Annotated in this window: 24 protein-coding genes and 2 tRNA genes; 6 read left to right on the top strand and 20 right to left on the bottom strand. The window is 67.0% G+C overall.

The features are described 5' to 3' along the window. Positions 1-51 precede the first annotated feature (51 nt). From WEB06_09620 to WEB06_09570, 11 genes are all read right to left on the bottom strand, one after another. The gene (locus WEB06_09620; protein ID MEX2555878.1) at positions 52-495 is read right to left on the bottom strand and encodes a DUF983 domain-containing protein; all 444 of its coding nucleotides are present in this window, start codon (positions 493-495) and stop codon (positions 52-54) included. Further along, positions 450-1,559, bottom strand: coding sequence for a nitronate monooxygenase family protein (locus tag WEB06_09615; GenBank protein MEX2555877.1), 1,110 nt, complete (start codon positions 1,557-1,559; stop codon positions 450-452). Before WEB06_09615 ends, WEB06_09620 begins: the two co-directional genes overlap by 46 nt. 9 nt (positions 1,560-1,568) lie before the next feature. Then, on the bottom strand, positions 1,569-3,173 hold the full coding sequence (locus tag WEB06_09610) for an acyl-CoA synthetase (GenBank protein MEX2555876.1): 1,605 nt from the start codon (positions 3,171-3,173) through the stop codon (positions 1,569-1,571). Positions 3,174-3,342: 169 nt separating this feature from the next. Then, on the bottom strand, positions 3,343-3,735 hold the full coding sequence (locus tag WEB06_09605; GenBank protein ID MEX2555875.1) for a VOC family protein: 393 nt from the start codon (positions 3,733-3,735) through the stop codon (positions 3,343-3,345). Positions 3,736-3,769: 34 nt separating this feature from the next. After that, a complete protein-coding gene (locus WEB06_09600; protein MEX2555874.1) occupies positions 3,770-4,336 on the bottom strand; it encodes a hypothetical protein in 567 nt (188 codons plus the stop codon). After that, on the bottom strand, positions 4,333-5,916 hold the full coding sequence (locus WEB06_09595; GenBank protein ID MEX2555873.1) for a hypothetical protein: 1,584 nt from the start codon (positions 5,914-5,916) through the stop codon (positions 4,333-4,335). The genes WEB06_09600 and WEB06_09595 overlap by 4 nt, the downstream gene beginning before the upstream one ends. A gap of 1 nt (position 5,917) precedes the next feature. Further along, complete coding sequence (locus WEB06_09590; protein MEX2555872.1) at positions 5,918-6,625, bottom strand: ABC transporter ATP-binding protein; 708 nt, start codon at positions 6,623-6,625, stop codon at positions 5,918-5,920. A gap of 24 nt (positions 6,626-6,649) precedes the next feature. Continuing rightward, positions 6,650-7,360 carry an ABC transporter ATP-binding protein gene (locus tag WEB06_09585; GenBank protein MEX2555871.1) on the bottom strand — a complete coding sequence of 237 codons (711 nt, stop codon included), beginning with the start codon at positions 7,358-7,360 and terminating at the stop codon, positions 6,650-6,652. Positions 7,361-7,364: 4 nt separating this feature from the next. Then, positions 7,365-9,296 carry an ABC transporter permease gene (locus tag WEB06_09580; GenBank protein MEX2555870.1) on the bottom strand — a complete coding sequence of 644 codons (1,932 nt, stop codon included), beginning with the start codon at positions 9,294-9,296 and terminating at the stop codon, positions 7,365-7,367. A 9-nt stretch (positions 9,297-9,305) separates the two neighbouring features. Further along, positions 9,306-10,700, bottom strand: coding sequence for an ABC transporter substrate-binding protein (locus WEB06_09575; protein MEX2555869.1), 1,395 nt, complete (start codon positions 10,698-10,700; stop codon positions 9,306-9,308). Between the two features lie 158 nt (positions 10,701-10,858). Next, positions 10,859-12,013 carry an acyl-CoA dehydrogenase family protein gene (locus WEB06_09570; protein MEX2555868.1) on the bottom strand — a complete coding sequence of 385 codons (1,155 nt, stop codon included), beginning with the start codon at positions 12,011-12,013 and terminating at the stop codon, positions 10,859-10,861. Between the two features lie 80 nt (positions 12,014-12,093). Here WEB06_09570 and WEB06_09565 point away from each other — a divergent pair, with 80 nt between their 5' ends. The 5 genes from WEB06_09565 (at position 12,094) to WEB06_09545 (ending at position 17,353) form a co-directional block, all read left to right on the top strand. Continuing rightward, the gene (locus WEB06_09565) at positions 12,094-12,732 is read left to right on the top strand and encodes a TetR family transcriptional regulator (GenBank protein ID MEX2555867.1); all 639 of its coding nucleotides are present in this window, start codon (positions 12,094-12,096) and stop codon (positions 12,730-12,732) included. Beyond that, positions 12,725-13,852, top strand: coding sequence for a steroid 3-ketoacyl-CoA thiolase (locus tag WEB06_09560; GenBank protein MEX2555866.1), 1,128 nt, complete (start codon positions 12,725-12,727; stop codon positions 13,850-13,852). The genes WEB06_09565 and WEB06_09560 overlap by 8 nt, the downstream gene beginning before the upstream one ends. A gap of 125 nt (positions 13,853-13,977) precedes the next feature. Further along, positions 13,978-14,868: a 3-oxoacyl-ACP reductase gene (locus WEB06_09555; GenBank protein ID MEX2555865.1), complete on the top strand. Its 891-nt coding sequence runs from the start codon at positions 13,978-13,980 to the stop codon at positions 14,866-14,868. Between the two features lie 29 nt (positions 14,869-14,897). Further along, positions 14,898-16,340: an aldehyde dehydrogenase family protein gene (locus WEB06_09550; protein MEX2555864.1), complete on the top strand. Its 1,443-nt coding sequence runs from the start codon at positions 14,898-14,900 to the stop codon at positions 16,338-16,340. Positions 16,341-16,342: 2 nt separating this feature from the next. Then, a complete protein-coding gene (locus WEB06_09545; GenBank protein MEX2555863.1) occupies positions 16,343-17,353 on the top strand; it encodes an LLM class F420-dependent oxidoreductase in 1,011 nt (336 codons plus the stop codon). A 42-nt stretch (positions 17,354-17,395) separates the two neighbouring features. Here the strand turns inward: WEB06_09545 and WEB06_09540 are convergent, their stop codons facing one another. Then, positions 17,396-17,596 (bottom strand): DUF6458 family protein, encoded by a 201-nt coding sequence (locus WEB06_09540; GenBank protein MEX2555862.1) that lies wholly within the window; start codon positions 17,594-17,596, stop codon positions 17,396-17,398. A gap of 146 nt (positions 17,597-17,742) precedes the next feature. Here WEB06_09540 and WEB06_09535 point away from each other — a divergent pair, with 146 nt between their 5' ends. Beyond that, complete coding sequence (locus WEB06_09535; protein ID MEX2555861.1) at positions 17,743-18,210, top strand: SRPBCC family protein; 468 nt, start codon at positions 17,743-17,745, stop codon at positions 18,208-18,210. A gap of 28 nt (positions 18,211-18,238) precedes the next feature. On the opposite strand, the gene WEB06_09530 is transcribed toward WEB06_09535, so the two are convergent. From WEB06_09530 to WEB06_09495, 8 genes are all read right to left on the bottom strand, one after another. Next, positions 18,239-18,682: a hypothetical protein gene (locus WEB06_09530; GenBank protein MEX2555860.1), complete on the bottom strand. Its 444-nt coding sequence runs from the start codon at positions 18,680-18,682 to the stop codon at positions 18,239-18,241. Between the two features lie 98 nt (positions 18,683-18,780). Further along, positions 18,781-19,224, bottom strand: a complete 444-nt coding sequence (locus WEB06_09525) for a hemerythrin domain-containing protein (protein ID MEX2555859.1) — start codon at positions 19,222-19,224, stop codon at positions 18,781-18,783. Positions 19,225-19,294: 70 nt separating this feature from the next. Then, entirely contained in the window at positions 19,295-21,751 is a 2,457-nt protein-coding gene (locus tag WEB06_09520) for a hypothetical protein (GenBank protein ID MEX2555858.1), read from the bottom strand. A 150-nt stretch (positions 21,752-21,901) separates the two neighbouring features. Continuing rightward, entirely contained in the window at positions 21,902-23,041 is a 1,140-nt protein-coding gene (locus WEB06_09515; GenBank protein MEX2555857.1) for a hypothetical protein, read from the bottom strand. Positions 23,042-23,181: 140 nt separating this feature from the next. Next, a complete protein-coding gene (locus tag WEB06_09510) occupies positions 23,182-23,586 on the bottom strand; it encodes a PIN domain-containing protein (GenBank protein MEX2555856.1) in 405 nt (134 codons plus the stop codon). Positions 23,587-23,591: 5 nt separating this feature from the next. Next, entirely contained in the window at positions 23,592-23,813 is a 222-nt protein-coding gene (locus tag WEB06_09505; GenBank protein ID MEX2555855.1) for a CopG family transcriptional regulator, read from the bottom strand. A 119-nt stretch (positions 23,814-23,932) separates the two neighbouring features. After that, a tRNA-Glu gene (locus tag WEB06_09500) sits at positions 23,933-24,006 on the bottom strand. Between the two features lie 76 nt (positions 24,007-24,082). Next, a tRNA-Gln gene (locus tag WEB06_09495) sits at positions 24,083-24,155 on the bottom strand. Between the last annotated feature and the right edge of the window lie 8 nt (positions 24,156-24,163).

The raw sequence follows: 24,163 nt of genomic DNA, 5'->3' as shown, positions 1-24,163 counted from the left end.
CTCTCAGCGAACGCTCCCCATCATGGCATGCGCGGCGCGCGAGCGCGGGGTTCACCCTGACCTCGGGCGTTCCGGAGCCGGGGTTTCATGTCGCCCCCGGCTACGGTGCATCAGGAGGTCGATCGCCGCCCAGGTGGTCTTCGCGAACGGATAGAAGAGGAGCGGCAGGAAGAGCGTCATCAGGATGGCCGAGGCGGTGATCGTGAAGATGGACGGGTCGGGAAGCGACCGCGCCAGCATCACGCCGACGGTCGCGATCGTGCTCACGCCGGTGACCCCGTAGTTGATCGCGAGGGAGCCGAGGAAAGCGCCTTCCTCGCGCTCGAAGACAAGCCCGCAGCGGGGACATCGCTCGGCGAGCGTGAACCAACGGCGGAACAGCTTCCCCCGACCGCACTGCGGGCATCGTCGCGTCAGCCCCCGGAGAAGCGCACGCCAGGGTGAGACCTCTACTCTTCCAGAAGGCCCTTGAGCCGCTCCAAGGTCTCCGCGCATTCGGTTACCAGGTCGTATACCACCTCGCGGGCGGGGCGAACCTCATTCATGCTCCCGACGATCTGCCCCACCGGGAACCCCGTCAGCTCCCGAGGCTGGTAGCGGAACATCCGGTGCTGCGCGTCGGCGGTCAGCATCCACTGCAGCGGCATCGGCAGCGGGCCCGGCGAGTCCTCGGCGTCCCAGGCCTCGGTCCACGCCGTCCGCAACTGGCGAGCCGGCTTGCCCGTCATCGCCCGCGAACGCACGGTGTCGCGGGACGACGCGGCCAGCAGCTTCTCCTTCGAGACCGGGGGCGTGTCGGCCTCGGCAACGGTCAGCCAGATCGAACCGGTCCACACGCCCTGCGCTCCCAGTGCCATGCCGGCCGCCATCTGCCGGCCGCTCCCGATCCCGCCGGCGGCGAGCACCGGCGTTGGGAAGACGGCATCGACCACCTCGGGTACGAGCACCATCGTGGCGACCTCGCCCGTGTGACCGCCGGCCTCGGTGCCTTGCGCGACGATGATGTCGACGCCGACCTCCTTCTGACGCAGCGCCTGGTCGGCCCGGCCCACGAGCGCCGCGACCTTCACGCCGCGCGAGTGCGCCTCCTCGACGACATCCTCGGGCGGCGGTCCGAGCGCGTTGACCAGCAGCGAGATCGGGTGCTTGAAGCACACCTCGAGCTGCGGGCGCGCGGTCGCGTCGGTCCAGCCGAGCAGCGGCGAGGGCGCGGCGTCATCGGCGGGCAGCTTGGGGACGTGATGCTTGTCGAGCAGGTCCTCGACGAACTGCTTATGGCGTTCAGGGATCTGCTTCTGCAGCTCCTCCACGATGTTCGAGGCGTTGAACGAAGCGCCCTCGTACTTCGCCGGGATCACGACGTCCACCCCGTACGGTTTGCCGTCGACGTGCTCGTCGATCCATGCCAGCTCGACCTCGAGCTGGTCGGGCGCGAAGGCGACCGCGCCGAGCACGCCCATGCCGCCGGCTTTGCTCACGGCGGCGACCACGTCGCGACAGTGACTGAACGCGAAGATCGGGAACTCGATGCCGAGCATGTCGCAGACCGGCGTGTGCATGAGACGCTCCTATGTGGCGGGGCCGGCGGCGATGCCGCGCGCCCACGGATAGTCGGGCTTTCCGGACGGATGACGGACCATCTGGTCGACGAGGTACACGACGCGCGGCACCTTGTAGCCGGCGATCCTCGCGCGGCAGTGCTCCTGGACGCTCTCGAGGGTCGGCGCCTTGCCCTCGCGCGGTTGGATGATCGCGGCGACGCGCTCACCCCAGCGCTCGTCGGGCACGCCGACGATCACGGCGTCGTAGACGTCGGGGTGTGCCTTGACGGCGGCCTCGACCTCCTCGGGGTAGATCTTCTCGCCGCCGGAGTTGATGCACATCGAGCCCCGGCCGAACACGATCACCGTTCCGTCGGCGTCGATCGTGCCCATGTCGCCGGGGAGCACCCAGCGCTCGCCGCGGATCTCGAAGAACGTCTTGGCGGTCTTCTCGGGGTCGTTGTAGTAACCGAGCGGGATGCGGCCCTTGAGTGCGACGCGACCCACGACGCCGGAGCCGGCCGCGACCGGCTGCAGATCGTCGTCGAGCACGGTCGTCGTGGGCTTCATCATGAAACGCAGGCCGCTGGCTGGTTTCTCCGCGCCGACGGCCTCCATGCCTTGGTGGCCGGTCTCGGTGGCACCGAAGTTCTCCATCACCATGACATTGGGGACGTTGGCGCGGATCTGATCCTTGACGGCGTCGGAGAGCACGGCGCCGGCGGAGCTCAGCACGATCAGCGAGGAGAGGTCGCGCTCCTTCGGCGAGGTGACGAGCACCTCGGCCAACGGACGCGCCATCGCGTCGCCGACCAGCGTCATCGAGTTCACGCGCTCGCGCTCGACGAGATCCCAGGCGTTCGCCGGGTCGAAGCGATGCTGCAGAACGACCTTGTCGCCCCAGAACATCCCGATGAACACGCCGAGCTGCGCGGCGCCGTGGATCAGCGGCGGCACCGCGAACTGCACGAGCGGCGGGTCGCGCTTGAGCGCGTTCTCGCCGAGCTGCTCGGGCTCGGAGATCGGCTCGCCGAGCGGGTTCCCGCCGCCCATCGCGGTGAAGAAGATGTCTTCCTGACGCCACATCACGCCCTTGGGCATGCCGGTCGTGCCGCCGGTGTAGATGATGAACAGATCGTCTGGCGAGCGCGGCGCGAACTCGCGCGCCGGCGACGCGGCGCCGATCGCCTCGTCGTAGAGCACCGACCCCAGCCCCGAGATGTCGGCGCCGCTCGCGTCGTCGACGACGATGAGATGCCGGAGCTTGGGGACCTCGGACCGGACGGCGGCGATGCGCGGCGAAAGCTCACGCTGGTGCAGCAGCGCGACCAGGTCGGCGTCGGTGAAGAGGTAACGCAGCTCGCCCTCGACGTAGCGGTAGTTCACGTTGACCGGGACCGCGCGGATCTTGACGCAGGCCAGCATGCCCTCGACGTACTCGGTTGAGTTGTAGAGGTACATGCCGACGTGCTCGCCGGGCTTCACGCCGGCGGACCGCAAGTGATGCGCGAGGCGGTTCGCGCGCTCGTCGAGGTCCCGGTAGGTCAGGCGGCGGTCGCCGCAGACCAACGCGACGCGATCGGGGACCGCGTCGACGACACACTCGAATAGGTCGGCGAGGTTGAACTCCACCGCGACAAGTAGAACACGTTCTAGTTATCCGCGCAAGGTCGCGACGGCTCGCTCGAACCGTGTCCCAAAACATACGCCCCACGTAGGTTTTGGGACACACGTGGCCCAGGTCGAGCAGATCCGGTCACACGGGCAGGGCCGCGGCCGCTCGCGCAAGGCCGCCGCGCGCCTAAGCAGGCGGGGCGAAGAACTCGAGCTGGATGTTGTCCGGATCGCGGAACGCCATGCCCGATCCGTAGGAAGCGTCGACGATCTTGCCGTGCTCGATGCCCATGTCGTCGAGCTTCTTCCCCCACGCTTCGAGCTCCGCTCGGTCCTTGACCCCGAACGCGAGATGATCCAAGCCGCGACGACGCTCGTCGAACTCGTCGGTATTGGGCTCCCAGAACTGGTGCAGGCTGACGAGCGCTCCGCCGGGCAGCGCCCAGACGCAGTGCTGGAACGGTCCGGTGTTCTCGTCGAGCACGGGATCCGACCCGAACAGGCGCGTGTACCACGGCCTGCTCACCTCGAGGTCCTTGATGGTCAAGACGACGTGCGTGATCGGCGGAAAGTCGCTCATGGTCCCCCCTTGTGTGTTGTCCTGACGGTTGAGGTCAGGACGATACTTGCAGGGGCTCGCAGATCCGGCAAGGCTCGAAGCCTTCGGCGCCGGGCTCTACGGTGCGCAGGTCGTCGCGGCCGGCGACGACGACGCAGTCGGGCTTGTGGAACATGGTGCCCTTCTCGGTCGCGACGTAGGATCCGTTGCCCGTCGTGCTCACCTTGTTGCTTGCTCCGGCTGCGGAGACGGCCCCGGATGCCAGCAGGTCGCGGATCTGGCGGAGCGAGTCCGCGGTCTCGTCGCCTTGGCGGCGGGTCTCTTGGATCTGACGGGTGATCCAATAGCTGAAGTAGAAGAGAGCGCCGACGACGGCGACGGCCAAGCCGAGCAGCCCGCCGGAGATCAGGTACGGCGTCTGCTCGAAGACGTAGGGGGTGCGCGAAGCGCCGACCCAACCGAGGATGATCCCGAGCAGCCCCACGACGACGCCGGCGGCGCCGGCGATCATCAAGAATCGTTCCGGCTGGCCCCTCCCACCGCGCGAGCGGATCTTCGAGACCGAGCCCCGAAGGCGCTCCGTACGGGCCTGGTCGCCGTTCGAACCGTTGCCCTGGGTCACGTCGATTCCTCCAAGGAACAGCGGGCGACCACCTTGGCGGTGGTCATCCGGTCGGCGAGGATCCGAAGGTAACGCGAGCCGAGAAGCCCGGCAAGCAGCATCAGCCCGATCAAGATGGCGGGCACGCCGAGCACGCCGACCGGACGCGCGGCGAGCACGGTGCCGCCGCCTCCGGTTCCCGGGGTGAAGGTTCCGGGATCACCGGTGCCGAAATCGATCGGCGGCGCGACCCCGCCGGGCAGCAGCGGCGGGACCTCCCCACCGAACTCTGGAAGATCCGGCAGGATGAATGGGGGGCTGGCGGCCGAGCTCACCGAAGAGCTTCCGAAGATGAACTGCAAAGTCTGATCGCCCTGGAAGAACGTCGCGAGGAATCCGGCGACCGTCGGGGAAAGCACACCGCCGTCGCTGAAGAGCGTTCCCAAGACCGGCGCGCCACTCGGGTTCCTGAGCGCGCTGCTCACCTCGGCGGGCATAGCATCGAGCAGCGTATTCATCCCCGCGGAGTTGAGACTCAAGATGATCCCTTGGACGCCCAAAGAGCCGACGGCACCGTCGACCTGACCGATCGAGCCGCCGAACGTCAGATTGATCCCGTTCGGCTTCAAGTACTGGTCGAAGATCTGCTCGGCGAGCACGCCGAACGGGTCCTGCTCGGCGTCGCCGGCATGGAACCCCTTCTCGTCCACGACGATCTTGGCCTGCTCCTTGCCGGTTTGATCCTTGATCGTCATCCCGCTGATCTGAAGCGTCGATTGGGTCGTGGCCTTGACGCCGTCGCTCGTTACCCGGGCCAGCGTGAGGATCTGATCGATGTGGATGAAGCCGAGGATGTCGAGATCGGTCACCCGCGACTTCGCGATCGAGAGCGCGATGTCGTTGTCGACCGTCGAGAAGGACGACGACTCGAGCGTTCCGAACGAGACGACCGTCGGGATGCCGGCCCGCCCCGTGGTCGACGACGCCTCCATCGTCTTCTCGCTCGAGCGAGCGCGCATGCCGATCCCGGCGGCTACCTCCTCGCTCGCCGTCCCTCCCGGCGGGTAGAAGGACTCGGCCCGAACGGGGTACGGCGGCGCCGTCTCGAACGACTTTCCGGCGAACCTCTTGAACGGCTGGATCCCGAGTGCAAAGGCCTCCGGCGAGTCCGGATCGGAGCATCGGAAAGCTGATTCCGGTCCCGGAGGATCCTGTTCGGGCGGGGCCGGCACGGCGGGGAAGCAGATCTCGTCGAGCTCCTTGATCTGGGTCGGGTTGAACAGGAACGAGTCGAAGATCAGACTCGGCGGGGCGTTACCGGCGACGTCGCCGATCCAGGCGATACTCCCCATCGCGCGGCCGCTCGGCCCGGTGTCGAGCTGGGAGATGCTGTAGACCTTGCGCACCTCGAATGTCGGGTCGGCGGGGATCCCGAAGCTCGGCTGGTTGTACACGGTGGAGATGGCGCTCGCGGTCGCGCCCACGGAGTACCCTAGCAGCGCGGTCTCTTCTTCCTGGCCCTGTGCCGGCATGCCCGCCGGGACGCCGAGCAACAGCAGCGACACCGCCGTGACGGAGAGAGCGCGCCGGAAAGTCTTCAACTCATCCCGCCTTACCCAGATACGCGGACGACAGCTCTTCCTCGACGTCGGCCGGCTGCCCGAAGCTCCGGATCTTCCCCTGTGCCATCACCGCGGCGTAGTCGGCCACCTTGAGCGCGGTCTGCGCGAACTGCTCGACGAGCAGGATCGCGACGCCCCGGCTCGCGATCTGCGCGACCAGCTCGTAGAGCTCGGCGACGATCAGCGGCGCGAGACCCATCGAGATCTCGTCCAGGAGCAGCAGCGCGGGATCGTTCGCGACGGCGCGCGCGAGCGCGAGCATCTGCTGCTCTCCGCCCGACATCGTGCCGGCGACCTGCTTGCGGCGTTGCTTCAGCTTGGGGAACTGGTTGTAGGAACGCTGCTCGACGTCGCGGAGCGATGCGCCGCCGAACGTGACCATGCGGAGGTTCTCCTCGACGGTGAGGTTCGGGAAGATGCCGCGCCCTTCGGGGATCGCGCAGACGCCGGCGCGCGCGAGCTCGTCGGCGCTGGCGCCGTTCACATGCCGTCCGGTGATGTGAACGCATCCTGCGGTCGGACGCATCTGTCCGCTCGCGATCTTGAGGGTCGTGGTCTTGCCGGCGCCGTTCGGACCGAGGAGCGCGACGACGCTTCGCTCGGGCACGACGAGGTCGACCCCATGCAGCACTTCGATCCGGCCGTAGGCGCCACGGACGTCGCGAAGCTCGAGCACCGGTGTGCTCATCCGTCCTCCCGTTCGACCTTCACGTTACGCCGCATCGCCCGCTGCTCCTAGGTACGCCGCCTGGACCGCCTCATTCGCCCGGATCTCGGCCGGGGTGCCGGCCGCGATCTTCCGGCCGAAGTCCAGCACGTGGATCCGAGCGCATATATCCATAACGAGCTCCACATCGTGTTCGACCATCAGTATGCCGAGCCCTTCTTGCGTCAGATCCCGGAGTAATCGGGCAAAGAAGACCGTTTCCTCGTCACCGAGGCCCGAAGAGGGCTCGTCGAGGAGCAAAAGCTTCGGCGCGCAGGCCAGGGCCCGGCCGAGCTCGACCAGGCGCGCCAGCCCGGTCGGCATCGTGTCGGTGCGGTGATCGGCCACCCGGCGGAGCTCGATCCGGTCGAGGATCTCCTCGGTCACCGCCCGCGGATCCACGTCCTCATCGGACCAGCGGGAGCGGATCTCGGCGGCCACGAGGATGTTCTCCCGCGCGGAGAGCGAGCCGAAGACCTCGAGCCGCTGGAAGGTCCGCGCGATACCGAATCGCGCACGCTCGTGCGGCTTGTAGCCCGACGCGTCCTTGCCGTCGAAGGTGACGCGGCCGTGCGTCGCCGGCTGCAAGCCGCAGATCACGTTGAACATCGTCGTCTTCCCCGCGCCGTTCGGGCCGATCAGGCCGGTGATGCTCCCCGCTTCCACGTCGAGGTCGACCTCGGAGAGCGCGAGGAGGCCGCCGAACTGAACGGTCACGCTGTCAACCTGAAGCAGCGGCAACCTCGGTCACCTCCTCCATCGGGTCGATCGGCGCCGGTATCCCGGCCGAGCCTCGTGGTGTCAGCGCGAGAAGCCTCCTCACCCGCTCCGAGATGATGTACGCGACCCCGTTCGGGTTGCGGCCGATAGTGACGGCGGCGATACCGACCCAGAGGAACTGCAGCTTCGCCATCTCGAGCCCGAAGATCTGTGTGTTCGGCGTCAGCGAAGGCAACGCGAACAGGATCCCGCCGAGCAGCGCCCCGCTGACGGACGTGATGCCACCGATCACCGCGAGCAGCAGCAATGGCAGACTCTGCAGCATGATGAAGTCGGTGCTGCCGGCGGTCGTCTTCAACCCGCCGTAGAGCGCCCCGCCGACGCCGGCCATCGCCGCGGCGATCATGAAGACGGCGAGCTTGGTGCGGGTGAGGCTGAGGCCGAGCGTCGCGCACGCCACGGGGCTGTCGCGCATCGCCGCCAGCACCCGGCCGAACTGGCCGCGGCGGATCCGTAAGACGAGCATTGCGAACAACGAGAACGCGATCGCCAGTAAGACGAAGTACGCCCGCACGCCGTCGAACGACACGCCCGGCAGATCGAGGCGGCCCACGGGGAGCGCGCCGAGATTCCCGAACACCCACTCCTGGGAGAAGAACATCTGGTCGAGAAAATACGCAAACGCCATGGTGCTCAGTGCGAGATAAAGACCTTGCAGCCGTAACGACGGCAATGCGATGAGCGCGCCGGCGAAGGCCGCAAGCGCAGCGGCGGCAAGGATGCCGAACACAGTGCCGTCACCCCCGACCCTTGCCATCGCATACGCACCGACCCCGGCGAACGAGATCTGGCACAGGCTCACCTGACCGCCATAACCGGTGAGCAGCACCAGCGAGAGCATGATGATCGCGAGCGCGAGCCCCTCCCCCGCGCGGATGAGATTCCCCTGGGACAGGATCGACGAGAGCACCCCTGCGGCCGCGACGAGGACCGCACCGCCGATCAACGACCGGCGGAAGCTCGGCACGCGGGGCGTAACCGCGCCGACGAGACGGCCCGCTCGAAGCCTCGCTTCGGGCATCGCGAGGAGCACGACGAAAAGGAAGATGGTCGGAATGGCCGACCGCAGGCCAATCAGCGAGCCCCGGAGGTCGACGAAGCCGATGGTGTACGCCTCGATGAGGCCGAGCGCCATGGCGCCGGCGTACGTCAGCGGCAGGTTCCGCAATCGCCCCACCATCGCGGCCGCGTAGCTGTTGATGACGAGCAACGTAAGGACGATGACGTCCATCTGGAGAATCGGCGCCAGCAGGATCCCCGCGACCGAGGCCATCGATGCGCCGATCGCCCACGAGAGCATGCTGACACGGTCGGGCCGCGCGCCGGTCATCCCGACGAGATTGCGGTCGTCGACGACGGCACGCATCGCGATCCCCGTTCGCGTCCGGTTCAGCACGATGTAGAGGAAGATCGCGAGCGCCAGACCGGCGAACGCGGTCGCGGCCTGATGCCAAGTGACGTTCACTCCACCGAGCCCGAACTTCCTCGGCGCGAAGAACTCGGGAAGCGCCCGGGCCTCCTGCGGATCCCATATGTTCTGAGCGAGGCCGATGAGGCCGACCATGAGTCCCACGGTCACGGTCAGCGACGTGGCGACGGACGCGTTGCGCAGGCCGCGCATCAATATCCGTTCGATCAGCGCGCCGAGAAGCGGAGCCAGTATCGCGACCACCAGGATCAGCGCGAGCCACGCCGGCCACCCCTGGTTGACTACCAGCTCCCAATAGGCGAACGCCATCAACATGCCGATGGCGCCGTGGGCGATGTTGAAGATGCCGGAGGTGGCGTAGGTCAAGACGAGCCCGCTCGCGGCGATCGCGTAGACGGCGCCGGTCACGATGCCCAGGATCGTGAACGCGAGGATCTTTTCCACCCGAGCTCCCTACGTGTTTACGACCGGACCCTTGTTGCAGATGTAGCCGCTGGCCGGGTCCTTCCGTGTGAACTTGTTGCTCTTGATCTCGAGGTACATGAAGCACGGCGTCATGATCTTGTTGCCGATGTCGTGTGCTGCGTGAAGGCCGTTGCCGTTCCAGGAGTGGACGTTCTTGATCGCGGTCAGGAACGATTGCCGCGTGATCTTGGCGCCGACGTCCTTGTGGACCTTGGCGAAGAGCTGTCCCGCCGACCAGGCATAGAAACCGAAGTAGTCGGGCTTGGCACCGGGAGCGACGCGGCTGAGCCACTGCTGGTACAGCTGCAGTTCGGGGTTCCCGGCCGCCTCCTCGTTGATGGCGGTGTTCATGAAGATCAGCGAGCCGTTCGCTGCCGTACACGGCTGGCCTCCGCAGGTCAGGAACGCCGGCGCGTACGCGACGGAGTCCCAGTCGCGGACCTCGGGGAACCAGTCCTGCTGATCCATCGCGGCGAGCAGTTTCTGGATACTCTGGTAGTTGGCGACCATGGTCACGTACTTGATCCCGTCGTCCCTCATGCGCTGAACGATCGGGGTGTAGTTCGCTTCCAGGATCTGCACCTCGTAGATCTTGAACTTGAACCCGACGCTCTCGTACGCCTTCACCCGCTGCAACGCGTTCGCCTTGGTCACCCCCGCGTTCAGGTACAGCATCGCGGCGTTCTGAATGACCGAGGGGTACTTCTCCTTGATGTAGTTGGCAGGGCCGATCGGGATCTTGTCCGCCCGCACCGGATAGACCGGGTAGACGTTGGTCGCCTTCGCCCGCTTGTCGTTGACCGTGATCGCCGTGATGTCGGGGATGCCGCAGCTTTGGCCGGCGGTCGCGCCGCCACCGTCGAAGGCAGACATGGAACCGACGAGCGCGAACGCCTGATCGCACGCGTCGCTGACCGCGGCCTGATTCGTGGTGTCCTTCGTCTGGGTGTCGACGAGCTGGAGCTTTACCGATCGCCCGAAGAGTCCCCCTCCGCTGTTGATCATCGCCGCCCAAGCCGACATCGCTTGGTGCGTGGACGTGAACAGTCCGCCCTGAGGGCCGCTCTTATCGGAAGCGACCGTCAGCGTGATCTGGGTTGCGGTAACGCCCTTGTCGGTCGCGCCGCCGTTTCCGCCCGGAGGAGCGGGGACTGCGCCGGGCCCGCTCACGCCGGGGCCGCTCGTCGCACCGCCTCCGGGTCCCGCCGTGCCGGTCGCGCCGGGGAGCGGCGAGCCGCTCGCGTCGACGCCGCCCGGACCGACCACGGTGCCGCCGGCGCCGGTGCCGATCCCGGCGAGCCGCTGTTCGCGGGTGAGGCGCGCGCCGCACGCAGCAAGGACCAACATCAACAAGACGGTCGTAACGACTGCGCGGGACTTCATGCCCTGCCTCCCAGCGACTCGGCGCCCCCCGAGCCGAGATCAACGCTCCCTGGCCGCGCCCCTCGCCCTTTTGTGAAACGGAAGGCTACCTGCTGAGCATCATCGGGGCCCGTCCCGGCCGTTCGATAGAGGAAACGGCTCCACTGTTGGCCGGAACCTTATGTTCGGCGGGTCTCGCTCCATGACCTGCTCGCGTCGGGGTCGGGCTCTCGTGGCAGGCCGAGGATGCGCTCGCCGATGACGTTGCGCAGCACCTCCGAGGTACCGCCGCCGATCGTGAGGGCCGGGGAAAAAACGAACCCTTGCCCCCACCAGGTCGGATCGGCCCCGAGCGGACCGACTTCCTTGAGCATGCCCTCCGCTCCGGCGAGCTCGCGACCGAGGCGGAAGATGTGCTGGCCGTGGGGGTCCGACAGCGCCTTCGCAACCGACGACTCCGGCCCGAGCTTGCCGGCCACGCGGGCGGCCACCATCCGCAGCCGGTAGATGCGGAGGATCTCTCCCTCCATCCAGACCTGCGCGAGCTGCTGGCGTTGGATCGGGCTCGTCACGCCGCCGCGCTCGCGGACGACGTTGATCAAGTCGTCGGCGGTCGGGCCCCATCCCCACTGCGCGCCGGCGCGCGCGAGCGTCACGCGCTCGTTCTCGAGCGTGTCCCGGGCGAGCTCCCAGCCGCGATTCTCGTCGCCGATCAGGTTCTCGGCCGGTACCCGCACGTCGGTGAAGAAGACTTCGTTGAACATGTGCATCCCGGTCATCTCGACGATCGGGCGGATCTCGATCCCCGGCGAGTGCATGTCGATGATGAAGTAGGACAGCCCGGCGTGCTTCGGCGCGTCGGGGTTCGTGCGGGCGAGCAGGATCCCGAACTTGGCGATGTGCCCGAGCGACGTCCAGATCTTCTGTCCGTTGACGATGTAGTGGTCGCCGTCTTTGAGCGCCTTGGTGCTGACCGACGCGAGGTCGCTGCCGGCTCCCGGCTCCGAGAAGAGCTGGCACCAGATGTCTTCGCCGGACAACATCGACGGGATGTACTGCTTCTGCTGCTCCTCGGTTCCGTGCTTGACGAGGATCGGGCCGCAGTGGCCGGTTCCGATCGGGTTGATCGGGCGCTGAACCTTCGCTCGCTTCAGCTCGTCGTCGATGATGAGCTGCTTCATCGGGTCGGCGTCCTGCCCCCACGGCTTCGGCCAATGTGGGACGACGTAGCCGGCGTCGGCCAGGTCCTTGCCGGTCGGTGCCGGGTGCGCCGCGAGCCAGTCGCGCACCTCTTGGCGTCTCGGGTCGTCGTCGCCTGGCAGCTCGAAGTCCATGATCGTCCCTCCCGCGGCCGACTATAGGTCTTCGCCCCAAAAAATTGCAACACGTTCTAGTTCGGTTGTACCGTTGTGCCATGGAGCTGGGCCAAGCGGGGATCCGGGACGGCGGCCGTGGTCTGACCGAGCGGCAAGCGGAGCGGCGAGACCGGGTGGTGGCGGCTGCGATCTCGCTCGCGAGCAGCGGCGGTTACGAGGCCGTCCAGATGCGCGATGTGGCCTCCAAGGCCGGCGTCGCGCTCGGGACCCTCTACCGATATTTCTCTTCCAAAGATCACTTGCTCGTATCTTGCCTCGGGCAGTGGACCCGCGAGTTCCAGCAGCGGGTGGAGGCCCGCCCCCCTTCGGGCGCGAGCGCAGCCGACCGCGTCGTCGACGTCCTGAAGCGCGCGGCTACGGCGCTCGAGCGTTCGCCGAGCCTGATGGCCGCGTTCGTGACCGCGCTGACGTCCATCTCGGCCGACGATCCGATCGGCCTCGCCGAGGTGTCCGAGGTCTACGAGCAGCTGAACGAGTTCGTCACCACCGCGATGGCGGACGGCGAGCAGATCCATCGTGAGGCCGTGGTGCGCGTCGTCGGGATGGTGTGGCTGGCGGCGCTGATCGCGCGGGTGCGTGGCTGGGCCGAGGGAGGCCAGATGGCCGACGACCTCGAGGCGGCGGTGCGGCTGCTGCTCCCGAGTCCGAGCGTTGCACGAAGGAGAGTCAATGCGTGAACCGGTGATCGTCGAAGCCGTCCGAACCCCTATCGGCAAACGCAACGGAGTGCTCGCGGGTTTGCACGCGGCCGAGCTCCTCGGCTCGGCGCTGGTCGAGGTCGTGAAGCGAGCCGGGATCGAAGCGTCCGAGGTCGGTCAGGTCGTCGGAGGATGCGTCACGCAGGCCGGCGAACAAGCGTGCAACGTCGCGCGCAACGCGTGGCTCGGCATGGGGCTCCCCTACGAGGTTGCGGCGACGACCGTCGACACGCAGTGTGGCTCCTCGCAGCAGGCGAACAACCTGATCGCGGGACTGATCGCGTCGGGAGGGATCGACGTCGGGATCGCGTGCGGGGTCGAAGCGATGAGCCGCGTCGGGCTCGGCTCGAACGTGATCAACGGGCCCGGCTACTTCGAGCCCGCGAGCTGGCCCTGGGACACGCCAAACCAGTTCCAAGCGGCCGAGCGGATCGCTTCGAAGCGAGGCATCACGCGCGCCGACGTGGACGCACTCGGGTTCGCTTCCCAACAGAAGGCGGCGCGGGCGTGGTCGGAGGGGCGCTTCGACCGCGAGGTGTTCGCCGTCGAGGCGCCCGAGCCGGTGACGCGTGACCAAGGACTGCGCGAAACGACCCTCGAAGGGCTCGCAGCTCTGAAGCCGGTGCTCGACGACGGGATCCACACCGCCGGCAACTCGTCGCAGATCTCCGACGGCGCGGCCGCTGTGTTGTGGATGGACCGCTCGAAGGCCGACGCGCTGGGCCTGCGCCCCCGCGCGCGGATCGTCCAGCAGGTCGTCGTCGGCACCGATCCGTACTTCCTGCTCGACGGGCCGGTGGATGCGACGCGCGAAGTGCTGGCGAAGGCCGGCATGAAGCTCTCCGACATAGACATCGTCGAGATCAACGAGGCGTTCGCGTCGGTCGTCCTTTCCTGGGCGTCGGTCCATAAGCCCGACATGGACCGCGTGAACGTGAACGGCGGCGCGATCGCCCTGGGTCACCCCGTCGGCGCGACCGGCGCGCGGCTGATCACGACCGCGCTGCACGAGCTCGAGCGACGAGACGGGCAGTTCGCGCTGATCACGATGTGCTGCGGCGGCGCGATCGGCACCGGAACCATCATCGAACGGCTATGAGGACCGACGGGTCGGTACCGTCCCGTCGGAGCGCCTGACACGCCTGACATGTCAGGCACGTCAGGCATGTCAGGCGGGCGAAACTCCGTCGTCACGATGAACAGCGGATCGACCGGATAGGGGGGATCGAGGTGCTCGACGGGAAGGTTGCCATCATCACCGGCGCCGGGCGCGGGCTCGGGCGCGCGGAAGCGCTCGAGATGGCGCGTCACGGCGCGCGCGTGGTCGTCAACGATCTCGGCGGTACCGTCGACGGGAAGCCGACCGCGGAGCACCCGGCCCAGCAGGTCGTCGAGGAGATCAAGGCCGCAGGCGGCGAGGCGATAGCCCATCACGGCGACGTCACCGACCACGCGCAGGCCAAGGAGATGATCCGGCTCGCGATCGACACCTACGGATCGCTGGACATCCTGGTGAACAACGCCGGGATCCTCCGCGACCGGATGATCTTCAACATGGCCGAAGAGGAATGGGACGCGGTGATCAAGGTTCACCTGAAGGGCCATTTCGGCCCCACCCGGCACGCGGCGGAGTACTGGCGGGAGAAGGCGAAGAACGCCGGCGGCGCGACCTACGGCCGGATCATCAACACCTCGTCGGAGGCCTTCCTGATGGGCTCCGCCGGCCAGCCGAACTACGCGGCCGCGAAGGGCGGCATCGTGGGGCTCACGATGTCGGTCGCGAACGGCCTCGGGAAGTACGGCGTGACGGCGAACGCGATCTGCCCGCGCGCCCGGACCCGCATGACCGAGGACCTGTTCGACATGGATCCGGAGATCTTCGCGCCGGAGAACGTGGCGCCGCTGGTCGCGTACCTCGCCTCCCCGGCCGCCGAGCGCGTCAACGGCCAGGTCTTCATCGTCTACGGCGGCGACGTCATGGTCGTCGGCGGGCTTACGATCACCGAGAAGTTCTCGACCGAGAAACGATGGACGCCCGACGGGCTCGCGGAGGCGATGGGTCCGTTCTACGACAAGCGCGAGCCGATCCTCGACGGATTCATGATCAAGTTCTGACATCGGGAGGCGTCGTGGCCGAACCGCGGATGCTGATCGACGGGAAGCTGGTCGAGTCGTCGAGCGGTGCCACGTTCGACAACGTCAACCCGGCCACCGAGGAGGTCATCGGCTCAACGGCCGACGCGACGATCGACGACGCGCACGCCGCCGTCGGCGCGGCCCGGCGAGCTTTCGACGAGACGTCCTGGGCCACCGATCACGCTTTCCGCGCGAACTGCCTCCGCCAGCTGCAAGCCGCGATGCTCGAGGCGCGTCGGGAGATCGTCGACACGCTCGTGGCAGAAGCGGGCTCCCCGGTCTCGCTGGCGCCGATCATCCAGTTCGACCTTCCGGTGGCGTGGCTCGAGCACTGGGCCGCGATGGCGGAGACCTATCCGTACGAGAAGCCGCTCGAGACCACCAAGCTGTTCGGCCAGCACCATCGCGGCGTGGAGCGGCGCGAGCCGGCCGGCGTCGTGACCGCGATCACGCCGTTCAACTATCCGATCTTCGTGAACATCGCGAAGGTCGGTCCGGCGCTCGCGGCCGGCAACACCGTCGTGCTGAAGCCGTCCCCCGACACACCGTGGTCGGCAACGCTGATGGGCCGGCTCGCCGCCGAGAAGACCGACATCCCCGCGGGCGTGTTCAACGTCGTGACGTCGTCCAGCGCAGAGGTCAGCGAGTCGCTCGTCACCGATCCGCGGGTGGACATGATCACGTTCACCGGCTCGACGGTCACCGGCCGGCGCATCATGCACGGCTGCGCCGACACGGTGAAGAAGTGTTTCCTAGAGCTCGGCGGGAAGTCCGCCAACATCGTGCTCGACGACGCGGACTTCGGCCTGGCGCTCGCGCTGGCCGCCGGCTGGGTCTGCACGCACTCAGGACAAGGGTGCGCCTCGTACACGCGGCTGCTGCTCCCCCGCTCGCGCTACGACGAAGGCGTCGAGATCGCCAAGGGCCACTTCGAGAAGGCGCGCGTCGGCGACCCGAGTGATCCGACCATCCTGCACGGCCCGCAGATCAACGCCCGCCAGCGCGAGAAGGTCCTCGGGCTGATCCAGACCGGCGTCGAAGAAGGAGCGCGCCTGCTCGTCGGCGGCGGTAAGCCGCCGGACCTGCCTCGCGGGTATTACGTTCAGCCGACCCTGTTCACCGACGTGAAGCCGGATATGACCATCGCCCAGGAGGAGTTCTTCGGTCCCGTGCTCGTCGTCATCCCCTACGACGACGAGGACGACGCGGTCGAGATCGCCAACAACTCGATCTACGGACTGTCGGGCTCGGTGTGGTCCTCGGACGAGGATCGGGCGCTCGGCGTCGCGCGCCGGATCAGGACCGGCACGGTTTCGATCAACGGCTCCCAATGGCTCCACCCGACCCGCGCCTTCGGCGGATACAAGCAGTCGGGCATCGGACGCGAGAACGGCATCGAAGGGTTCGAGGAGTATCTCGAGACGAAGGTCGTCTCGCTGCCGGGAGGTTGAACATGACCGCCGACCTGAAGCTCGGACTCGCGCTCGGCTACTCGGGCGCGACGGTGGAAGACAATTCGGATCTCGCGCTCGAGGCGGAGCGGCTGGGCTACGACTCGGTCTGGACCGCGGAGGCGTACGGCTCGGACGTGTTCACGCCGCTCGCGTGGATCGGCGCCAAGACCTCGAAGATCAAACTCGGCACCGGGATCGCACAGATCTCCGCTCGAACGCCGGCGGCGCTGGCGATGACGGCGGCGACGCTCGACGCCCTCTCGGGCGGCCGGGTCATCCTCGGACTCGGCGTATCGGGGCCGCAAGTCGTCGAGGGCTGGTACGGCATGCCATTCCCGAAGCCGCTCGCGCGCACGCGCGAATACGTCGAGATCGTTCAGAAGATCCTCCGCCGCGAAGGTCCGGTCACCAACGAGGGCGAGCACTACCCGCTCCCCTATCCCGGCGGCGCCGGGCTCGGGAAGCCGCTGAAGCTCACGCTTCATCCGACACGATCACGGATCCCGATCTGGCTCGCCGCGGAGGGACCGAAGAACGTGGCGCTCTCGACGCAGATCGCGGACGGGTGGCTCCCGATGTTCTACTCGCCCTACCGCAGCGCCGAGTTCGACGACGCGCTGGCCGGCGCGCCCGAGGGTTTCGAGATCGGTTGCGTCGTGACGGTGAACATCGCCGACACGGTGGAAGAGGCGTTGATGCTGGTGAAGTTCTTCCTTTCGTTCTACATCGGCGGCATGGGCGCGAAGGACGAAAACTTCCACCTGAACATCGTCAAGCGCATGGGCTTCGAGGACGAAGCGCTGAAGGTGCAAGAACTCTTCATGTCGGGCCGCCGCGAGGAGGCCGTGAAAGCGGTGCCCGACGAGCTCGCCGACGAGATCTCACTGTGCGGGCCGCCGGACCGGATCAAAGAGCGGCTCGAGGCCTGGGTGAAGAGCCCGGTCACGCAGCTGATCGTTGGTTCGCGCGACCCGAAGGCGATGAAACTGCTCGCCGACCTGACGCGGTAGGTCGCCCGGGGCGGTAAGCCGGGCGACCCACCGGCTGTTTCGTTAGTGACCGTGAGTCGTCGTCGTGGTGTCGTTGCGACCCCGGCCACCGAAGATCAACGTGCTGACGAGCAAGCCCAGCGCTCCGCACGCCATCAGGATGTAGCCGATCGCGTTGATGTTGAAGCCCTCGGCGTCGGTGCTCACCGCGAAGGACAGGATCGCGCCGACGGCGATCAAGAAGATGCTCACTCCGATACCCATTGGGTTCCTCCTCGCTCCGGTTGTCGCCAGAGATGTTTCCCCGATAACGGTTGGTCAAACGAGCGCTCGATTGCTTGCCTCCGTGTTCATGATCGCCCGATGGGTAAGTCATAGACGAGAACATCCGAGCAGAGGGAGGAGGCTCCATGTCGCTCATACGTGAATCGATCGACGTCGACGTACCGGTGTCGACGGCCTACAACCAGTGGACGCAGTTCGAGGAGTTCCCGCGCTTCATGGAAGGCGTCGACGAGGTCCGTCAACTCGACGACACCCGCTTGCATTGGAAGGCGGAGATCGCCGGGGCCACCCGCGAATGGGAGGCGAAGATCGTCGAGCAAGAGCCCGACCGCGTCATCGCTTGGCGGAGCGAGGAAGGCGTCAAGCTCGCCGGACGTGTGACGTTCGAGCCCATCGACGACGGTAGCCGCAGTCGGATAACGCTCGAGATGGAGTTCGATCCCGAGGGCTTCGTCGAAGCCGTCGGGGACACGCTCGGCTTCGTCCGTGCGCGTGTCGGCGGTGATCTGGAGCGCTTCAAGAAGTTCATCGAGGAGCGCGGTGTCGAGTCCGGCGCCTGGCGGGGCGAGATCAAAAGCGGCACGCCCCGCTAACACGAAGGGGTGGTACCGCGTCACGTAGTTAGCCGAGATAGGTCTCGCGGCCGGCGAGTTCGGCGAGCCTTGCCAGCGCGAGGATGTACGTGCGCTCATCCTCGCTCAGCGTGTGGATCGGATCCCCGTTGTCGCTCGATCCGCCGGTCGCCCCGATCTCGGAGATCGCGTCGTCGGCCTCTCGCTGGAGCCGGGCCAGCGGCGCTCGTCCGTTGAGATCGACCGACGAGGCGGCGACCTCGGCGGCGTCGGCTTCGGCGACCGCGAGCGCGCTCTCGATCAGCGTGCGGGTGTAGTAGTCCTCCGTCTGCAGCACCTCGATGAGCGTCGCCGCGGCGCCGGAGATGAACGGCGTGAGCTCTTCCGGATCCTTCGAGCGCTCGAGCACGTAGCGGAGCGCGGCACCGATACGGCGGTGATGCTGCGCCATCGCGCGGGCACGGGCCACCTGTTCGTCGCTCGGCGGCGTCATGCTTCCCCTCCCCAGGCCGTCGCGGCTCCCCTTGACCGCGAACCCGGAAAGGGTATCTCAGGGGAGCGAAAGAGTCTCGGGGACGAAGGCCGCAACCCCTACCGCGCGGCTCCCGCCTTCATCCGCTCCTCCATCAGCGCGCCCAGTTCCTCGAGCTGGTCTGGTTCGAGCGCCACGCGCGCCTGCTTGAACATCGGCCCCTCTTCTTCCTCGATGTGGTGCTCGATGTTCTCCTTGATCACCTTCATCTTCGGGCCCCACCGCTCGTCGTCGAACGGCACGTCCTCGAGCTCCTCCAGGAGGACGTCGGCGGCGTGGTGCTCCTCGTAGCCTTCGAGCACGATGTCGTCGTCCTTCAGCCGTTCGATCAGCGCCGGGTAGAAGATCTCCTCCTCCGCGACCTCGTGGGGCTTCAGCTCTGCTTTGAGCTGCTCCAACAGCTTCTCTCGGGTCTTGACCCCGCGTTCGGTCGTGTCCTCGAGCTCACCGAGAAGCTTCTTGAACTTCTGGTGGTCTTCCTTGAGCAGCTTGATGGCGTCCATCGCATCCTCCTCTTGGGGCGTCGATGGGCGAGTTCTTCCCGCGATGAAGCGTTGAGAAACGCTTTGCGAGCTAAGCGATCCCGACGGAGCCCAGCATGCCGGCGGGGGTGAAGGTGACGGTCGCCGTGCGTGATCCGGTCATGCAGTAACTGAACTGGAGATCCTGCCGCGACGCCGGCTGCCCGACCGTCTGGAGGACCTGTTCGGGGGTCATGCCGGTAGCGAGCGAACCGACGGCCGCGTCGGTCAGGTCGGGCACGTCGTCACGGCACGCGTCGGGCGCGATGCCGATCGTCCGCTCCCACATCTGGAGGTACGCCTCGGACCCGCGGAGCATGTCGGCGATGATCGCGTCCCCGCCCTGCAGGCGGAGGTCCTCGATCCAGTCCGGGTACAGGCCGTAGTGGGCGACGCCGTCCTCATTGATGTCGTACACCTGCTCGCCGGATACCTGCCGGTCGATGGTCGTCCCGCCGAATCCGGTGAATGGATAGCTCACCTTCACCGGCGCGTCGGTGCGAGGCCCGCCTTGCGAGCCGAAGCCGTTCACGTCCGAGCCGTAGCCGAACCCGAACGTGTACCGCGGGTCGGCGAACGCCTTGTATGCCGCCCAGGTTTCATAGAAGCCTTTGGAGCCCCCCGCGTACGGGGTGACGACGCCGCCGGCCTCGAGGACGCGCGGGTAGATCGTGATGTCCGCCCAGCTGTGGCTCGAGACGACGCCGGACGCCTTTTCGTCGCGGATGATGTCCATCGCCTGCGTGCGTGCGCGGGCGCTCATGTGATCGGGGTCGAAGATGATCCCCTTCTGGATCATCCGCCGGATCATGTGCGCGCCGAGCGGCGTCAACGCGCGCGAGTTGCAGTGCGGCGCCGGCGGATACAGGGGAAGGACGCCGGTCTGGCCGCTGACCTCCAAGACGCCCGCGACGAGCGAATCGCGGCCCGTCAACCCATCCGGAGTGCCGAGGTCGTCGTGGATGTTCATCTGCGTGTTGTCGTTCGCCTCGCCCTCTTCGGGCGTACAGGTTTCCATCTTCAAGAAGCTGCCCGTCTCGGTGAAGTTGCCCGTGTTCGTGACGACGCCGGTGGTGCCGCCGTCGCCGGTCACGCCTGACAGTGCGTTGTCGAACTTGTTGACCAGCTCCATCTGTCGCACGCCGAGGTCGTAGACCTCGTCGAGCCGCTGGTCGATCTGCGCGTCGGAGCATTTCGGGACGTCGAGCGTGACGCCGCAGTCGAGCACGATCGACACCTCGATGCCGAGGATCACGGCGAGCTTCCCTTCGTTGATCGTGCGGCGCGCCTGGAACGGGTCGGTGACGATCCGGAACCATCCTTCGCCCGGGCCTCCGCTCTGGGCGTCGATGTAGCGCTCGAGCTCGCGGATGCGCTTGGCCTGGAGCCGGACGCCGTCCATCTCGTTGCAGCTGTTCTTCTTGAGCGGGTAGATCGTGCAGAGCGCGTGGTTGTCTACGAGCAGGTTGGTGAACATGCGCAGTCCGCCGTGCCACGCGCGCTCGAGCCACTTGTAATAGATCTGCTCGTGCGTCAGCGAGTTGTAGCGCGGCCAGTAGCTGAACGTCGGCCACCCGTCCGTCGCGTGCGTGCCCACCGGGGTGCCGGTGCTCAGGATGTTCTCGAGCACGGCGCCGACGCCGCCGGGCTCGTGATCGGGACAGTCGACGAGCGCGTACTGGACACCGTACGCGTGCCACGGCTTTCCGCATCGCGTGCGTCCACCGATGAACTCGAACGCCATCATGTGCACGTGCGCGTCCAGGTAACCCTGGACCTCCTCGAACGGCGAGTCGCCGGTGGAGATGGGACCCTCGACGTTGACATCGACCTCGGGATAGGCCACGCAGCCGTCGGTGAGCTGGAAGCCGAACTGTGCGCTGTCGTCGGCTGCGTCGACGAGCGTCAGCCCTCCGCCGTCGCCGACGGCGAGGAACCTGCTCAAGGCGGGCAGCGCGATCGTGAACGTGTCGGCGGCGACCTGATCGATCTCCCAGTCGGCAAGCGGGCTGGCTTTGTCCGCACCGACGATCGCGCCGCCGAGTCCCGTCGCCGGGCCGACCGCCCCGGTGATGGTGTCGGCGACGGAGTCCGTCAACCCCGTCGTCACGCCGCTCGCGATGCTGCCGGCCTGGCTGTCCTTCACGGCGCTCATCAGCGAGCCGACGAGACCCTCATCCGCCGCGACGTAGTCCTCGGCCGTCCCGTAGAGCAAGTACTTGCCGAGGTCGGTTGCCTGGAAATGGAACGGCTCCGCCCCAGCGAGATCGGGCGTCCCTGCGATGAATCCATCCCCCTCACGAAGGAGGTACGCGTCGGTTGCGATCGACTGGACGCCGTAGCATCCGCCGGCCATGGCGAAACGGTCTTCTGGCTTGGGGAGCCGGGGCGCTGCGTCTGCTTGGGAGGACGAGCCCGGGACGGCGCCGCTCGGAGATAGAGCGACGGCGAGGAGCAGGACCAGAACCGCTCCGACTGCGGTGCGGACGGGTCGGCCTAGTCGAGACATATTGAGTCCTCCATCAAGGGGTTTACCTTCCATTTCGCCGCGCGACCTGGGTAGTCCTCTCGTGTTACGGCATCGCCTTCGTCGCCGACTGAGTTGGAGGGGGTCTGAGAACGAACTCGATCGCGAACCTCCTACGGCTCGCGAACCAGCCTACGCGCCCTCGTCCGCGTACTCGTCGTAGTACTGCTCGACCGTGGGGATGAGGTCTATGACGTACCCGCCGTCGGCGCAGCCCCTGCACCAGCGCGAGTCATTGATCGCTTGACCGGTCGTCATCGGGGCCGCGTTGCGCGCGAGGTTGGCCAGGATGGCTTCGTAGCCGTAGCAGCAGTGCTGGAGCGTTCGGCGCGTTGCATCAAGACCTTGGGCCAGCGACACGTAGTTGCGAACGCCGTGGCTGTTGTACGCCGTCGCGCCGGGCATCGGATACGTCGTCGCCAGCGGGTTCCACTTGGCTTGTGTGTACTCCGCGACCTGCCACGCGACCATCACGACGAGGTTGTTGCGCGCCACGGGAGCGTGGATCTCGTTCAAGAACACCTTCGCCCATTCGCCGAACGTTAGTGGGGTGCCGTTCCTCAACCCCTCTTCGGCGGCGGCGATCTCCTCGGCGCGCAGTTGCTTGCGGAGCTGCGCGAGGAGCATTCCCGCCTCGGCACGATCGCGTGCGAGCTCCGCCAGCTGGACCTGCTGTTCGACGAAGCGGCTCGTCAGCGCTTTCTGTTCGGCGGTGAGACGCGAGTGCAACGCCTTCCGCTCCGCCAGCAGGAGCGCTTCCTCGTGCTCGCGCCGCTCCAGCTCGAACGCGAGCTTGGACACCTCATCAGCGAGCTCGGCGTTCCGCGCCGCGATCGCGCCGGTGTAGGTGAGCACGTCGGCGACGTCGGAGAGAGACTCGAGATCCATGAGCGCCTCGATCGCGTAGCCGGGCCCGCGCATGTAGGCCTGCGCGGCCGCCAGGCCGATCTCGGCGCGGAGCTTTTGGTACCGCTCCTCCGTCTCAGTGCGACGGACCTGTGTTCGGACCAGTCGCTCCTGGAGCGCTCCATAGAGGCGGCGGCTACGTCCGACCTCGCTCGCGTGCGCCCTGAGCGCCGTGTTCAGCTCGAGGACCTGCGCCTGCTGAGCCGTGATCCGGCGTTCTAGCAGCTCGAGGCGCGCCTTTTCGTCGGCGATCTTCCGCTTGGTGTCGGCCGGGCCCGCCGCAGCCGTCCCCGCGAGCATCACCAGCACAACCGGCAAGGCGATCGCGCGAAGGAGGGCAGAACGGAGCGGGGTTCGAGACCTCACGGGCTAAGACTCCTACACGACACGCGCAACGGTCGCAATTCGCCGCAACGCGAGCAACGGCACGCCGTTCGGAAAGAAGTTTCTCGTGGAGGTAACGGGTCACCATTCGAACTCTCTCGACCGGCTCAGGAGCCTCTTCCCTACGGCAGGATCTCGAACGCTTCGACATGACGGGGACGCACGACGCTGAAGTGCCGCCGATCCAGCGTTGCGATGGCCCTGACGCCGAGCCGCTCTGCAGAAGTGACGACCGATGCGTCGACCGTGCCGAGCGGGAGGTCTCGATAGTCGGCGACGAGCTCGGCGATCCGCAGCCAGTCCCCGGGCAGAACGGGATCGGTCGTGAAACTCCCCGCCGCCAAGTCTCCGAGGAACCGAACCTCCGCCTCGGGTCCGATCCTCGTTTCGAGGAGATAGGCCACCTCGGTCACAACCAGCTGCGGAACAACTAAGGGCCCATCGTGGGATAGCAGCAAGGAGAGGCTTGCCTCATGATCGCGGTCGTCTTCGTCGACGTAGGCGTAGAGCGGCCCGGAATCGACCAGGAGCGCTATCGGCGTGCCTCTCGCCGCAGGATCTGCTCGATCTTGCGCGCGGTGTCACGGTGACCACTCCGACCGGCTTTGGCGGCGATTAGCCGGCGACGGCTCCCACCGAGATGGGACTCGATCGCTTCTCGCGTTAGCTCCGATACCGTCGACCCGCGCCTCGCGGCTTCATGGCGGAGGCGAGCATCGAGGTCATCCGGCAACTTCACAGTCGTGCGTTTCATGGTATGCCAGCATACCGCCAGACGCTGGGCAAGTCCAGAGGGAGTTCGATTCCCGCTAGCTGTCTGAGATGCAGCCGCTGGTCAGAAAGACCGAAAAGATTCGTGGCCCCAGCACTTCGTGGCCCCAGCGGGATTCGAACCCGCGGTCTCTACCTTGAGAGGGTAGCATCCTTGGCCGCTAGACGATGGGGCCGCGCGCGGCATCCTACCAGCACGTTCGAGTGCGGAATGCTCGCCGCGGTCCTGCGCGTGTTGGACGCGGATTTGGGCTGGGGCGCCTGGATTCGAACCAGGACTAGCTGAACCAGAATCAGCCGGGCTGCCGGGTTACCCCACGCCCCAAGGGACCG

This window comes from Actinomycetota bacterium (genome assembly GCA_040905475.1).
In the GTDB taxonomy this organism is placed as follows: Bacteria; Actinomycetota; AC-67; order AC-67; family AC-67; genus DATFGK01.
The sequence above is the reverse complement of the archived record's forward strand: the minus strand, read 5'-3'. Positions and strand labels throughout refer to the sequence as shown.